14 protein-coding genes are annotated in these 14,259 nt (G+C 59.5%); 5 read left to right on the top strand and 9 right to left on the bottom strand.

The genetic code is table 11. The annotated features are described in order from the left end of the window. Positions 1-191: 191 nt before the first annotated feature. Positions 192-788: a putative adenosine monophosphate-protein transferase Fic gene (locus GIR22_RS25420; protein ID WP_154746032.1), complete on the bottom strand. Its 597-nt coding sequence runs from the start codon at positions 786-788 to the stop codon at positions 192-194. Then, complete coding sequence (locus GIR22_RS25415) at positions 788-958, bottom strand: YhfG family protein (protein ID WP_154746031.1); 171 nt, start codon at positions 956-958, stop codon at positions 788-790. The genes GIR22_RS25420 and GIR22_RS25415 overlap by 1 nt, the downstream gene beginning before the upstream one ends. 222 nt (positions 959-1,180) lie before the next feature. On the opposite strand from GIR22_RS25415, the gene GIR22_RS25410 reads away from it, so the two are divergent. Both GIR22_RS25410 and GIR22_RS25405 read left to right on the top strand, forming a co-directional pair. Further along, positions 1,181-3,118 carry a RecQ family ATP-dependent DNA helicase gene (locus GIR22_RS25410; RefSeq protein WP_154746030.1) on the top strand — a complete coding sequence of 646 codons (1,938 nt, stop codon included), beginning with the start codon at positions 1,181-1,183 and terminating at the stop codon, positions 3,116-3,118. A 23-nt stretch (positions 3,119-3,141) separates the two neighbouring features. Continuing rightward, positions 3,142-3,573, top strand: a complete 432-nt coding sequence (locus tag GIR22_RS25405) for an acyl-CoA thioesterase (RefSeq protein WP_154746029.1) — start codon at positions 3,142-3,144, stop codon at positions 3,571-3,573. A 112-nt stretch (positions 3,574-3,685) separates the two neighbouring features. On the opposite strand, the gene GIR22_RS25400 is transcribed toward GIR22_RS25405, so the two are convergent. The 3 genes from GIR22_RS25400 to fdhD all read right to left on the bottom strand — a co-directional run bounded on the left by GIR22_RS25400 (position 3,686) and on the right by fdhD (position 7,553). Then, positions 3,686-4,168 carry a glycine zipper domain-containing protein gene (locus tag GIR22_RS25400; protein ID WP_154746028.1) on the bottom strand — a complete coding sequence of 161 codons (483 nt, stop codon included), beginning with the start codon at positions 4,166-4,168 and terminating at the stop codon, positions 3,686-3,688. A 200-nt stretch (positions 4,169-4,368) separates the two neighbouring features. Continuing rightward, positions 4,369-6,717, bottom strand: a complete 2,349-nt coding sequence (locus GIR22_RS25395) for an FdhF/YdeP family oxidoreductase (protein ID WP_178122464.1) — start codon at positions 6,715-6,717, stop codon at positions 4,369-4,371. Next, complete coding sequence (gene fdhD, locus GIR22_RS25390; RefSeq protein ID WP_154746027.1) at positions 6,714-7,553, bottom strand: formate dehydrogenase accessory sulfurtransferase FdhD; 840 nt, start codon at positions 7,551-7,553, stop codon at positions 6,714-6,716. Before fdhD ends, GIR22_RS25395 begins: the two co-directional genes overlap by 4 nt. A 240-nt stretch (positions 7,554-7,793) precedes the next feature. Here fdhD and lysM point away from each other — a divergent pair, with 240 nt between their 5' ends. After that, entirely contained in the window at positions 7,794-8,234 is a 441-nt protein-coding gene (gene lysM, locus GIR22_RS25385; protein ID WP_154746026.1) for a peptidoglycan-binding protein LysM, read from the top strand. 48 nt (positions 8,235-8,282) lie between these two features. On the opposite strand, the gene yrfG is transcribed toward lysM, so the two are convergent. Next, a complete protein-coding gene (gene yrfG / locus GIR22_RS25380; protein ID WP_154746025.1) occupies positions 8,283-8,945 on the bottom strand; it encodes a GMP/IMP nucleotidase in 663 nt (220 codons plus the stop codon). Positions 8,946-9,045: 100 nt separating this feature from the next. Between yrfG and nudE the strand changes: the two genes are divergently transcribed. Together nudE and cysQ are read left to right on the top strand one after the other, a co-directional pair. Next, positions 9,046-9,612 carry an ADP compounds hydrolase NudE gene (nudE, locus tag GIR22_RS25375; protein ID WP_154746024.1) on the top strand — a complete coding sequence of 189 codons (567 nt, stop codon included), beginning with the start codon at positions 9,046-9,048 and terminating at the stop codon, positions 9,610-9,612. Continuing rightward, complete coding sequence (gene cysQ / locus GIR22_RS25370) at positions 9,609-10,445, top strand: 3'(2'),5'-bisphosphate nucleotidase CysQ (protein ID WP_154746023.1); 837 nt, start codon at positions 9,609-9,611, stop codon at positions 10,443-10,445. The genes nudE and cysQ overlap by 4 nt, the downstream gene beginning before the upstream one ends. A gap of 20 nt (positions 10,446-10,465) precedes the next feature. Here the strand turns inward: cysQ and GIR22_RS25365 are convergent, their stop codons facing one another. From GIR22_RS25365 to GIR22_RS25355, 3 genes are read right to left on the bottom strand one after another with little or no spacing between them, the layout of a single operon-like run. Beyond that, positions 10,466-10,921 (bottom strand): thioesterase domain-containing protein, encoded by a 456-nt coding sequence (locus GIR22_RS25365; RefSeq protein ID WP_154746022.1) that lies wholly within the window; start codon positions 10,919-10,921, stop codon positions 10,466-10,468. A 27-nt stretch (positions 10,922-10,948) separates the two neighbouring features. Next, positions 10,949-12,331, bottom strand: a complete 1,383-nt coding sequence (locus tag GIR22_RS25360) for a sigma-54-dependent transcriptional regulator (RefSeq protein ID WP_154746021.1) — start codon at positions 12,329-12,331, stop codon at positions 10,949-10,951. Beyond that, positions 12,328-14,136 carry a sensor histidine kinase gene (locus tag GIR22_RS25355; RefSeq protein WP_154746020.1) on the bottom strand — a complete coding sequence of 603 codons (1,809 nt, stop codon included), beginning with the start codon at positions 14,134-14,136 and terminating at the stop codon, positions 12,328-12,330. Before GIR22_RS25355 ends, GIR22_RS25360 begins: the two co-directional genes overlap by 4 nt. Between the last annotated feature and the right edge of the window lie 123 nt (positions 14,137-14,259).

Below are 14,259 nucleotides of genomic sequence, written 5' to 3'. Positions count from 1 at the left end.
GCGGCCCTTATCGCAGCCTCGTCCCTCGACAGCGGCTACAGAGATCACCTGTAGCCGCTGGCGCAGCCTGCGATCGGCTGCGCAGCAGTCGTCTGGGGGCCTTGAAACCGCTGAAGGTCCTTCGGCTCTTATCGCAGCCTCGTCCCTCGACAGCGGCTACAGAAATCGTGGGTACCAAGGATATGATCCCGTTAGATGGAAGGCCTGCTGACACACCGCTCAAAAATTGCTTCCAACCCCCGATAATCACAGGCTACCGCATCAATATTCGCCGGTATCCACGCCGAGTTCTTCACCAGCCACCAATTCACCGAAAACCCGGCGTTGACGATGATCTGCTCGAATAGAATCCGTTGCGCCCGGCCATTCCCTTCACGGAAGGGGTGGATCACGTTGAGGTCACCATAAGCCTCGGCGATTTGCGTCACCAACGCTGACTGAGTAACCCCGACAAACCAATTGGCCTGTGCCATGTGCTGGATGATCTTCGCGGCTTCCGGAGGAATGCGCTCCGGCGTGCAGAACAGCGTGTCGCCTTTCTGGATATTGACCGTGCGCAATTCCCCGGCCCAGTCGTAGACGTCGCCGAACAGGGCGCGGTGGATGTGTTGTAGGCGTTCAAGGTCATATGGCGGCGGATACAGCGGCAAGCTGCCGACGACAATTTCAGACAATTCCCGCTCAGCCTGGTGCAGGCGCTCTTCATCGAACAAATCGAGGCGGTTACGCAGGACGCTGCTACCGGGGTAGCAGTACGGGTCCTGGCCCACGCCATATTTGTCGAGCATCAGCGTGGGGTGTTGCGGTACTTGGCGAGGACGGCTTCGCGGGTCGGCAGGGGTTTGTCGACGTCAGCGGGCTGGGTGTCGAACCCTTCCAGGCGCAGGCTGGCCAGGTAGTTGGAACGGCGGATCTTGTTGTAGTGATCCTGCTTTTGCTCAAACGTCAGTTCGGCCATGACAGCGTCCTCTCAGTGCGAGGTTTGATTGTAGCTCAATGGGTTTCGAGCTGCGCCCTGCGCAAGGTTGGAACGTTTCCTACTGGTGCCTACTCCATTGCCCAGGCTGTGTATCATCCTGTCTCTTTTTTCCTTGCGACCTTTCTCGATTCGCTGAACGTGCTGGGCTATGTTTTCGAGCTATGTTTTTGCCTCGTTCAGCGGTCAATGGAGTGACAGCGTATGCACAACACCCTCCAGCAGGTCTTTGGTTATCCACAGTTTCGTTTGGGTCAGGAAGCGGCTGTCAGTGCCGTGTTGGCCGGGCGCTCGGCAGCGGCGATTTTCCCTACCGGTTCCGGCAAGTCCCTTTGTTACCAACTGTCCGCTGTGCTGCTGCCGCACCTGACGCTGGTGGTGTCACCGCTGTTGGCGTTGATGCAGGACCAACTGGGTTTCTTGCAGCGCCACGGTATCTCGGCCGGCAGTATCGACTCGGCCCAGAGTCGCGATGATGCAAATGAGGTGATGGCTCGGGCGCGGTCCGGCGAGCTGAAGATCCTGATGGTTTCCGTGGAGCGCTTGAAGAACGAGCGCTTCCGTAATTTCCTGCAAAGCGTGCCCATCTCACTGTTGGTGGTGGACGAGGCTCACTGTATCTCCGAATGGGGCCATAACTTTCGCCCGGATTACTTGAAATTGCCGGACTATCAGCGTCAGTTTCGTATTCCCCAGGCGCTGCTGCTGACCGCCACGGCGACGCCCAAGGTGATCGCCGACATGCAGGCCAAGTTTGCCATTGCACCGCAGGATGTGATCACCACAGGATTTTACCGCTCCAACCTCAACCTGCTGGTGGAGCCCGTCGCGGGCCAGGACAAGCGTCGACGCCTGGTGGCGTGGATGAACGAGCGGGCCAATCAGCCAAGCATCGTCTACGTCACTTTGCAGAAAACCGCCGAACAGATTGCCGAACACTTGAACCGTAATGGTATCCAGGCCGAGGCTTATCACGCGGGCTTGGCCCACGATAAGCGTGAGGGCATTCAGAAGCGCTTCATGGGCGGCCAGTCCAATTGCATCGTCGCCACCATCGCCTTTGGCATGGGCATCGACAAGAGCGATATCCGTAACGTCGTGCATTTCGACCTGCCCAAATCCATCGAGAACTACAGCCAGGAAATCGGGCGCGCCGGGCGTGATGGGCAGCCGTCTGACTGCCTGGTTTTGGCGAACCGCGACAGCCTGAATATCCTGGAAAACTTTGTGTACGGCGACACGCCGGAGCAGGCGGGTATTCGCCGCGTCCTGGAAGAAATACAAGCAGCCCGTGGTGACGGGCAATGGGAGTTTTTACTCAGGGCACTTTCGGACCACAGCAACATCCGCGAACTGCCGCTGAAGACCTTGCTGGTGCAGCTTGAACTCAAGGGAGTGATCGCGCCGCGCTACGCGTTTTACGCCGAATACCGCTTCAAGTATCTGATTGAGCCTGAAGCATTGCTGGCGCGTTTTTCCGGCGAGCGACAGCAGTTTGTCGCGGCGATTATCCAGGTCTGCAAAAGGGCAAAAACCTGGGCGACGGTGGATTTCGACGCGTTTTATCAGCAGCATCAAGCCGAGCGCAACCGGGTGGTGAAGGCCCTGGATTATTTCCAGGAGCAAGGTCTGATTGAGCTGGAAAGCAAGCAGATGACCGAGGTTTACAGCCTGCTCAATACTGATTTTGATCCACAGGCCCTGAGCGTCGAGCTGCACGACGGTTTCAAGCAGCATGAGGTGACAGAGATTGCGCGGATCCACGCCATGCTGGACCTGTTCGCCACTGATCACTGCCTGGGTTACCGCCTGGCACACTACTTTGGTGACGAAAACGTGCCCCGGCAATGCGGCCATTGCTCGGTTTGCCACGGCAGCGTCGCGCATTTGCCATCGCCACCGAGCTTGCCGGCGCTTGTGGATAAAAATTTCCAGGGGCTGTGTGGTGGTTTTATCCACAGGCATCATGAATACAGCGCAAACCTGCCCGGTGCTGAGCGGCTGACCCGGTTTTTATGCGGTATCAGCGTCCCGCTGTTTACCAAGTTGAAGGTTCGGGGGATTCCAGGTTTTGCTGCCTTGGAGCAGTACCCTTACGCTGAGGTGCGGGAATGGGCCGAGGCTCATTTGAACAGCCTGTAAATTCACTTTCACGAGATTTGCCCATGTCTGACTCAATGCCCCGGCGCGCCGATTACTGTCACTTCCAGCCGATCATTACCCGCTGGCACGACAATGATGTGTATGGCCATGTGAATAACGTCACGTATTACAGTTTTTTCGACACAGCGGTGAATACCTACCTGATTGAACAGGGTGGGCTGGATATTCATGGCGGTGAGGTGGTTGGTTTTGTCGTGAGTTCGGCGTGCGACTATTTCGCCTCGATTGCCTTTCCCGAGCGCATCGAGATCGGTGTGCGGGTGGGCAAGTTGGGCAACAGTTCAGTGCAGTATGAACTGGCAGTGTTCAAGGCTGGCGAAGAGGACGCCTGTGCTGCGGGGAGGTTTGTGCATGTGTTCGTGGACCGGGCGTCGAACCAGCCGGTGCCAATTCAGGGGGTATTACGCGAGGCATTACAGCGGCTGGTGATCTAAACCTGTAGCGGCTGGCGCAGGCTGCGATAAGGCCGTAGGCCTTCAACGATCTCAAGATCTTGCGGGCATTTGGCCCGATCACAGCCTGTGGCAGGGGTTACAAAGTCATCGATTAACGATGATGGCGGTAGTGATGCTTGTTTTTGCGATGGCCATACGCATGCCCGCGCCCACGATGGTTATCGCGGTCATAACGACGGTTATCGCGGCCGCGATAACGACGGTCGTCGTCGTCGCTCTTATTGCCCATGTAGTTGCCCAGCGCGCCACCGGCGCCACCGCCTGCCGCTGCGCCGATCAGGCTGCCGGTGCTGCCGCCAACACTGCGGCCTACCACGTTGCCGCCTGCCGCGCCCAATGCACCACCAATGGCTGCTTCGCCGCGGCTGCGTTTGTCTGCACCCACCGCACTGCCGCCTGCGCCGCCAAGGGCTGCGCCGATGGCCGAGCCGGTGTTACCGCCTAACTGTTGGCCAACGACCGAACCTAGAACCCCGCCCAATGCGCCGCCCACACCAGCTTCGGTGGTGCCACCGGCCATGGCTGCGCCACTGACCAGTCCAAAGGACAACAAGAGAATCGAGGAGAACTTCATAGGGGAACCTCAAGAGGATGACGGCGTGATCCTGAGGCTGTATCGGGATTGTGACAATGGAAATCCGACCAATGACACGGGTTGTATACAATTTTATAAGTTACTGTTTTGTATGGGGAACTTAAGTCATTTTTGCGAGTCTTTAACTACTTCGGATCGGCCGCTTTTATGCAAAAGCGGCCTTTTTTGTGTCTGGTCGTTTACGCCGAGCGTGCCATGATCAAGCCACTCTCGCTCGCTGCTTCCAAACGAATCGCCACGAATTTCGACGTCGGCGTATGGCTGCCATCCCCGGTGCTTTCCAACGGTACCAGCGGATTAACTTCGGGATAGTAAGCCGCAGCCTGCCCGGCCGGAATATCAAACGCCAGCAGCGTGAAGCCTTTGACTCGACGCTCACGGCCATCATCCCAGATCGACACGATATCCGCCTTTTGCCCAGGCTTGAAGCCCAGGCGAATGATGTCGGCCTCGTTGACGAACAGCACATCCCGCTGGCCCTTGACCCCGCGGTAACGGTCGTCCAGGCCGTAAATGGTGGTGTTGTACTGATCGTGAGAGCGCATTGATTGCATGATCAGGTCCGGCAACTGACCGGTAGCGCGGGTGCGTTCGTGCACCAGATCCTTGGGCAGGCTGTTCGCACGAAAGTTGGCACGGCCCGAGGGCGTATTCCAGCGCCGAGCGCCGGCGGCATTGCCCAGGTAGAAGCCACCCGGGTTTTTCACCCGCTGGTTGAAGTCCTTGAAGCCCGCAATCGTATCGGCGATCAGGTCGCGGATGCGGCTGTAATCTGCCACCAGCCAGTTCCAGTCCACCGGCTTGCTGCCCAGTGTGGCGGCCGCAATGCCGGCAAGAATCGCTGGCTCGGATTTCATCTGTTTCGACAGCGGCTGCAGTTGGCCATTAGAGGCGTGGACCATGCTGAAGGAGTCTTCCACGGTCACCGCTTGCGCGCCTTCGGTTTGCAGGTCGATGTCGGTGCGGCCCAGGCACGGCAGGATCAGCGCCTCTTTACCGTGGGCCAGGTGGCTGCGGTTGAGTTTGGTGCTGATCTGCACGGTCAGGTCGCAATTGCTCAGTGCTTCGAAGGTGCGAGGGCTGTCCGGCGTCGCTTGGGCAAAATTGCCGCCCAGGCCAATAAAGATTTTCGAGCGGCCTTCCAACATGGCGTGAATCGCCTCCACCACGTTATGGCCGTTTTCGCGAGGCACCTTGAACTGGAAACGACGCTCCAGGGCGTCGAGGAACACCTCCGGCGGCCGCTCGTTGATGCCCATGGTACGGTCGCCCTGTACGTTACTGTGGCCGCGCACCGGGCACAGGCCAGCACCCGGTCGGCCGATATTGCCCCGCAGCAGCATCAGGTTGGCGATTTCCTGGATGGTTGGCACCGAGTGACGGTGCTGGGTGATACCCATGGCCCAGCACATGATCACGTTCTTGCCTTTGGCGTACATGCGTGCCGCTTGCTCGATTTCCACCAGGGTCAGCCCGGACTGCTCGACGATTTCATCCCATGTGGTGTCATCGATGCGGCCCAGATAGTCCAGGATGTTGATGGTGTGTTCGTTGAGGAAGGCGTGATCGAACACGGCCTCTTTGCCTTCCGCCTGGGCCTGGCGCTCCCACAGCAGCAAAAACTTGGCCATGCCCCGCAGGATGGCCATGTCGCCACCCAGGGCCGGGCGCAAGTAGGCGGTATTGGTTGGTTTGTCGCCGTTGGTGAGCATTTCCAGCGGGTGTTGTGGATGCTGGAAGCGCTCCAGGCCGCGCTCTTTCAGGGGATTGATGCACACCACCTGGGCGCCACGTTTAACCGCTTCGCGCAGCGGCTCCAGCATCCGCGGATGGTTGGTGCCGGGGTTTTGGCCGAGGACAAAAATGGCATCGGCGTGCTCGAAGTCATCAAAGGTCACAGTGCCTTTGCCGACGCCCACGCTTTGCGCCAGAGCCACGCCACTGGCTTCGTGGCACATGTTCGAGCAGTCCGGGAAATTGTTGGTGCCATAGGCGCGCACGAACAGTTGATACAGGTACGCCGCTTCGTTACTGGCCCGGCCCGAGGTGTAGAACTCGGCCATGCTCGGGTTCGGCAACGCGTTGAGGTGTTTGCCAATCAGGTCGAAGGCCGACTCCCAACTGATGGGTTTGTAACGGTCGGTTTCGGCGTCATAAGACATAGGCTCAGTGAGCCGGCCTTGATATTCCAGCCAGTAATCGCTCTGCTCCAGCAGTGAACTGACGCTGTGTTTGGCGAAGAACGCAGCGTCCACCCGGCGTTTGGTAGCTTCCCAATTGACGGCTTTGGCGCCGTTCTCGCAGAACTTGACCATGCCGCTTTCCGGCGAGTCGCCCCAGGCGCAGCCCGGGCAGTCGAAACCGCCGTTCTGGTTGGTCTTGAGCATCATGCGAAGGTTTTTCAGCGCGTTGTCACTGGTCAGCCAGGCCTGTGCCACGCTGATTAACGCGCCCCAGCCACCGGCCGGGCCTTTGTAAGGCTTGTAGCGCGGGGTTGGTTTGTCGTCGGCTTGATGATGAGTGCTCACGCTTGATTCTCCATCGCAGGGCTGTAGACCCGCGGCGCACTTTTCTGCGGCAGGTGGATGAGGTTGAGGTTGTGCCGGCGGGCCCATTGCAGGGCCAGGCCGGTGGGTGACGACAGGCTGACCAGGGTCTGGATACCGGCGCGCAGGACTTTCTGGATCAACTCGAGGCTGCAACGACTGGTGACAATCGCCAGGCCGCCGTCGGTTGGAATCTGTTGGCGGATCAGTGCGCCGATCAGTTTGTCGAGGGCGTTGTGTCGGCCGATGTCTTCACGGCCCAGCAGCAATTCGCCTTGAGCGTTCATGAACACTGCCGCGTGAACTGCGCCGCTGTACTGGCCCAATGGCTGGAAGGCACTGATGCGTTGGCGCAGGCCATCAAGCCATTCGGCTGGAGGTAAGGGTGCCCCCGGCAGGACCTTGAGGTCGGGCAGCGCCTGTTCCACCGCTTCCACGCCACATAACCCACAGCCGCTGGTACCGGCCAGTTGTCGGCGCTGCTGCTTGAGGTTCCAGAACGCACGGCTGGAAATCTGTACTTGAGCGTACTGGGTCGAGCCCGATCCACTGAGTTTCAGATCATAAATGTCGCTAACGTCAGCAATAATGCCGCTGCCGATGCTGAAACCGACGATAAAATCTTCGAGGTCGGTCGGTGTCACCAGCATCACTGCCTGGCTGATGTCGTTATAGGCAATCGCCAACGCCACTTCCTCGGCCAACGCAGTGCTGGCGGATTCTGTGTGTGCAAGATTGCAAAACTGATAGCTCTGGCTGGCGGCGGGCGCGGGTGTTTCGAGGGAAGGCGCCGCGCAGATTGGGCGCTTGGCGTTCATGGGGCATTACCACCTGCGAAGTATTCAGCCTTAAGACTAGGCGCGACAAAGGGTCGCGTCTAATTGGCTGTACTGATCTATTGATAGATGGCGTCGATCAGCCTTTTTTCATCCGTTCCGGAAGCGGCGTCAAACCGGCCCTGGCAAGACTTGTCTGGTTATTTGTCGGACTGGAACAAAGATCTGCCGTATTGGTCTAGTCTTGGGCATCTGGAAATCAAATCCCAAGGAGAGTGCATCATGAGTATTTTTAGCTTTGTTAAAGAGGCAGGCGAGAAGTTGATCGATCTGTTGACGCCGGGTAATGCGAATGCAAGCGAGGAGCTGAAGAAACATATTGAGACTGTTGGGCTGGGCAATCCGAATGTGACCGCTGCCGTTGATGGCGATAAGGTTACGATCACCGGTGAAGTTGCCACTCAGGAAGAGAAGGAAAAAATCCTCCTGGCCGCAGGTAACATCGCTGGCGTTGCCAGCGTCGAAGACAAAATCACTGTTACTGGTCCTGCGGCTGCTGCTGCCCGCTTTGTAGTTGTAAAAAGCGGTGACACCCTGAGCGCCATCTCCCTGGCGGTCTATGGCAATGCCAACCAGTACAACAAAATCTTTGAGGCCAACAAGCCGATGCTCAAAGATGTGAACAAAATTTACCCAGGGCAGACACTGCGTATTCCTGATTAAGTGATACTTTGCTGTAGGAGCGAGGAAACGCCTTGTTTTTGCTCGCTCCTACAGTCCCACGATCAATTCCCTGTAATCCCCCACCGCCGAAAACTCCGCCGTATCCTTCGGCCCTTTCCGGCTGTCCGGCTCTTTTACCGCCAGCAAGTGCCCCACGCCGAAATCCCGGGCGCTGCGCAAGATGGGCAAGGTGTCGTCGATAAACAGGCTGCGGGACGGGTCGAAGTCGATATCTGCTTGCAACGCCTCCCAGAACTGTGGGTTCTCCTTGGCGAAACCATAGTCATGAGAACTGATCAACCGTTCGAAATAGGCGGCCAGTTCGATACGTTCCAGCTTCAGCGACAGCGAGTCGCGGTGGGCGTTGGTGATCAATATCACCCGCTTGCCGGCCTGCTTGATCGCCGCCAGGAAGGTATCGGCATCCGGGCGCAGGGCGATCAGGTGGGCGGTCTCCAGCTTGAGTTCGCGCACCGGGATCTTCAGTTCGGCGCTCCAGAAGTCCAGGCAATACCATTGCAACTGTCCGGCGTTACGCTCGAACAACGGCTGCAGCTCCATCTCGGCCATGGTTCGGCTTACGCCATGCAGCTCGGCATAGCGCTGGGGCAGATGCTCCATCCAGAAATGGTTGTCGAAGTGCAGGTCGAGCAAGGTGCCATCCATGTCCAACAGGACAGTGTCGATGGCATGCCAGGGTAACGCAGTCATGGATGACTCCCACATAAGTCTCTTGGGTAACTAAAGATATCCGACACAGACAATCGGAAAAGCCACGGTATAGTAACCCGATCATGCCAAGGAGCCGCTTATGCGCCAGAAACCCACCGTCCTCGCCCGAGAAATAGTCGCCAGTAGCCGTTTGTTCCGCGTGGAGGAGGTGCAGTTGCGCTTTTCCAACGGCGTGGAGCGGACCTACGAGCGCCTGGTGGGCAGAGGGGCGGGTTACGGCGCGGTAATGATCGTGGCGATGATCGACGCGGATCACGCGTTGTTGATCGAGGAATATTGCGGGGGGACGGACGAGTATGAGTTGTCCTTGCCCAAGGGCCTGATCGAGCCCGGTGAGGATGTGTTGGCCGCGGCGGACCGTGAACTCAAGGAAGAGGCGGGCTATGGTGCCCGGCAGTTGGAGCACTTGACCGAGCTGTCGCTGTCCCCTGGCTACATGAGCCAGAAAATCCAGGTAGTGCTGGCCACCGATCTGTATGAAGAGCGCCTGGAAGGCGATGAGCCAGAGCCGATGCGGGTGGATCGGGTCAATTTGCGAGCGCTTTCGCAGTTGGCGCAAGACGAGCAGTTCAGCGAGGGGCGTGCTTTGGCAGCGCTTTATCTGGTGCGAGACTTGTTGACCCAACGAGGAGCGTTCCAGCCATGAGCGAACTGTTCCTGGGGCACCCGTTGATCGCACCGGTGATTGAGCTGGCCCGCCAGGCCGGGGAAGTGATCCTGCCGTATTGGCGTGCCGATGTGGCCGTGTCGTCCAAATCGGATGATTCACCGGTCACCGCCGCCGACCTGGCGGCCCATCACCTGATTCTCGCCGGCCTGACCGCGCTGGATCCGAGCATTCCGGTGCTCTCGGAAGAAGATGCCGATATTGACCAGAGCGTACGCGCCGGTTGGCAACGCTGGTGGTTGGTGGATCCTCTGGATGGTACCAAGGAATTCATCTCTGGCAGCGAGGAGTTCACCGTCAACGTTGCCTTGATCGAACAAGGCAGGGTGGTGTTTGGCGTGGTGTCGATGCCCACCAGCGGCCGTTGCTACTTCGGCGGTGCGGGCCTGGGGGCGTGGCGTTCAGATGTGAACGAGGCACCCAAGCAGATTCAGGTCCGTGACACGCCGATAGCGGGTGATGCCTTTACCGTAGTCGCCAGCCGCCGCCATTCGAGCCCCGAGCAAGAGCGTTTGCTGGCCGGGTTGAGCGAAGGATTGGGCGAGTTGAAACTGGCCAATATTGGCAGTTCGCTGAAGTTCTGCCTGCTGGCCGAAGGCAGCGCCGATTGTTATCCGCGCCTGGCGCCGACGTCACAATGGGATACTGCTGCGGCCCAGGGTGTGCTGGAAGGGGCGGGCGGCGAGGTGTTGGAGTTGAATGGCCAGCCGTTCAGTTATCCGGCACGGGAATCATTGTTGAACCCGTTTTTCCTGGCATTGCCGGCCAAGGCGGCGTGGCGCGAACGGCTGTTGACCCTGGCCCGGTTGTAGCCGGTTTTGCTCCCACATGTTTACCGATGCAGGACGTACTGCCCGGTAAACGCCACGGCCCGTTCTTCGGCATCGTCATTGACGATCCACGTCTCCAGTGTCAACCGCGCCCGTCCATGCCGCCGATACGTTGCCAGGAAGCGTTTCCACACCTTATCTTCCGGCGCCTGGCAAATCACCGTTGCATCCCGAATGACAGGCAGCGGATAACTGATTTGCCCTTCCTGAATCACAATGTGCCCGTCCTCAATCCCTTCTTCACGCAATTGCAGATGCAGCCAGCCCCAGCCCGCCAGCACGGCGCCGCAGTAGAGGCTGCCGCCGAACATAGTGCTTTTGTGGTTGATGTTGGCTTGCAGAGGCAAGTGCAGACGCAGTTGTTGTTCCTGCCAGTCGAGTACCTTGAGGCCCATGTCCCGGGTGAGGGGGATGTCGTGGTGAAGGATCGATTCCAGGTAACGGCTATCGCGACTCATGGCGGTCTCTTGGCAGATTGAAAAGGGTTATTCGTCTTCAGCGTTCTGGTTGCCGCTGTCGGAGAAGTTCAGCCCATGCTTGCGCAGTTTGTCGTGCAGGGTTTTGCGTGGCACCCCCAGGGCTTCGGCGAGGCTGCGCAGGGAGCTGTGAGGGCGGCCTAGTTCGGCGCCAATCAGGCTTTTTTCAAAGTGCTCGACTTGCTCGCTCAAGCCGCCGGAGGTCACCGGGGTGCCGGCGGCCGAGTCGTTTGGCATGTTGTCCAGGGCCAATTCCAGGCCCAGGGCAAAGCGCTCGGCGGCGTTTTGCAACTCCCGTACATTGCCTGGCCAATTGTGGCGTAACAGCAAGGCGCGTTGGCCCGGTTGCAGTTCATGAAGCGGCAGGCCGTGGCGAGTACTGGCCTCGTCAGCGAAGTGCTGGAACAGCATCAAGGCATCTTCACCTCGTTCACGCAGAGGTGGGATGCGCAGTGGAGCGACATTGAGGCGGTAGTACAAGTCGGCCCGGAAACGCCCCTGGTCGGCGGACTGGCGCAAGTCTTCCTTGGTGGCGGCGATGATGCGGATATCCAGCGGGATCAATTGATTGCCTCCCAGGCGTTCTACCACTCGCTCTTGCAACAACCGCAGCAGTTTGACCTGCACATCCAGGCTCATGCTTTCGATCTCATCGAGGAACAGCGTGCCGCCGTTGGCAAACTCGAACTTGCCGATCCGGCGTTTTTGGGCGCCGGTAAAGGCGCCGGGCTCGTGGCCGAACAACTCGCTCTCCACTACCGATTCCGCCAGCGCACCCGCATTGATTGCCACGAACGGGCCGCTGCGGCGGTTGGACAAGTCGTGCAGGGCACGAGCCACTACCTCCTTGCCGGCACCGGTTTCTCCGAGGATCAGTACGTCGGCCTTGGTCGCCGCCAGTGCACCAATCTGCTCGCGCAAGCGCAGCATCGGTGCTGACTGACCCACCAGGCGAGTGCTCAACTGCTGACGATCACTCAGCGCCAGGCGCAGGCTGCGGTTGTCCAGTACCAGGCGACGCAAGGCCAGGGCACGGCGTACGCTGTCGAGCAGTGCGTCGCTGGCGAAGGGTTTTTCCAAAAAGTCATACGCCCCGGCACGCATGGCTTGCACTGCAAGTGGCACATCGCCATGTCCGGTGATCAGCAGCACGGGTAATTCCGGGTCCTGGCCCTGAAGTTCAGCCAACAGCTCCAGCCCGTCCATGCCGGGCATGCGGATGTCGCTGACCACTACGCCTGACCAATCACGGGACAACCGCTCGGTCAGGCCCTGGGCTTCGCCAAGGGTGAGGACTTTCAGCCCGGCCAGGTCCAGGGTCTGGCACAGGGCCTGACGCAGGTGTGGATCGTCGTCGATCAACACCACCTGAATCTGGTTATCGATACTCATACACTGCGGTCCTCGGATGGTTGCAGACTGACGCCCGGTGCTCCGGCGCGCAGTTTCAAGGTTAACAGCGCGCCGCCTTCGCGGTGGTTGGAGAACAGCAGTTCGCCGCCAAAGGCACGCATCAAGGTGTCGCAGATCGCCAGACCCAACCCCAGGCCTTGGGTGCGGGTCTTGGTGGTATAGAACGGCTCGCTGGCGCGGTCCAGGGCCTCCATGCAGAAGCCCGGGCCATTATCACGAATGTACAGGTTGACGCCCTGTTCGGTGGATTCGGCACTCAGCCAGAGCTTTCGCGGTGGGCCTTTTTCAGTCAGGGCGTCGAGAGCATTGGCCAGCAGGTTGCCCAGGACTTGGCGCAGACGGGTTTCACCGGCTGCCACCCATAAGGGCGCCTGCGGCAAATCGCGGATCAACTCGACCTCCATGGCTCGCCGACGCTTGGCCAGCAAGGCCAGTGCATCATCCAGGGCCGGTTGCAGGGCGACGCTTTCCGGGGCATGGCGGTCGCGCCGGGCAAAGGCGCGCAAGTGGACGATGATCGACGACATACGCCCGGTCAACTCGCTGATGAGCTTGAGGTTGCCCCGGGCGTCGTCGGTGCGCTGGTGGTCAAGGAGAATCCCGGCGTTCTCCGCGTAGCTGCGGATGGCGGCCAGCGGTTGATTGAGTTCGTGGCTGATGCTCGCCGACATGGTACCCAGGGCTGACAGTTTGCCCGCTTGCACCAGGTCATCCTGGGCGCGTACCAATTCCTGCTGGGCATTCTCGCGCTCCAGCACTTCCTGTTTGAGGCGGCGATTGAGACCTTCCAGGTCGCTGGTCCGTTCGGCCACACGCAATTCCAATTCACGCCGGGCCTTGGCTTCGAAAGCGATGCGATCCAGGTAGTGGCGACGGCGCTGCATCATCAAGCCGAGCAACAGCATCAGCACCAACAGGGCTGCGCCGCCGATGGTGACCACGGTGCGCACCGAGCGATTGATCAGGGTGCGGGGTGCGAGGATCTCGACATTCCAGCCGGTTTCCGCGATCTCCGTGGATTGACGCAACCAGGCCGTGGCGCTGAGGTTCAACGGCTGCGGGTTGCGGGTCGGGTAGGGCTGGATAGCAATGATTGCCTGGCGCTCTGCATCGGTCAGCAGCCGAGTGGCGCGGAATCGCCATTGCGGGCGTGATGTCAGGATCACCACGCCGTTATGATCGGTCACCAGCAACTGTTCCGGGGTTTTGCCCCACAGGCTTTCGGTGTGATCCAGGTCGACCTTGACCACCAGCACACCGATGATCGTGTCACCGTCACGCACAGCGGCGGCGAAGAAATAGCCGCGCTTGGCGGAGGTTGTGCCCAGGCCGAAGAAGCGCCCCAGATGCCCGGCCATGGCTTCGCTGAAATAAGGGCGAAAGGAGAAGTTGCGGCCGACGAAGCTGTCTTGTTTGTCCCAGTTGGACGCGGCCAGGGTCTTGCCGGAGGTGTCCATCAGGTACATCACCTCCACGCCAGCCTGGTTGGCCACGTCGCTGAGCAGCAGGTTGGCGTTGGCCAGGTTGGTACTGACATGAGGCGTCACCAAGGCGGTACGTAGCGCCGGCAGGTCCCCGAGGATCTGTGGCAAGACTTCGTAGCGGTGCAGGGTGCCCAGCAGGTTGGCCACGTACAGGTCGAGGGTCTGGCGGTTCTGCCCAGCCAGTTCGCTGCGGTAATAACGCTCGGCCAGATGCTCCAGCGGCCACAGCAATGGTGCCAGGCACAGGGCCAGCAAGGCCAGGCTGCGCCAACGGGGTCTTCGCGGAAGAGATGGAGTCATGGGAAACATGCGCCTGTGGGTACAGGCGCATTATGCCTAGTGCTGCTTCGCAAGACACTCGCGCAATGCTTCGCGCCATTGCGGTTGAACGACTTGCCATTGTTGTTGCAGGCGGCTGCAATT

It is taken from the genome of Pseudomonas karstica (assembly GCF_009707515.1).
Taxonomy (GTDB): domain Bacteria; phylum Pseudomonadota; class Gammaproteobacteria; order Pseudomonadales; family Pseudomonadaceae; genus Aquipseudomonas; species Aquipseudomonas karstica.
This window is presented reverse-complemented; position numbering and strand designations above follow the sequence as displayed.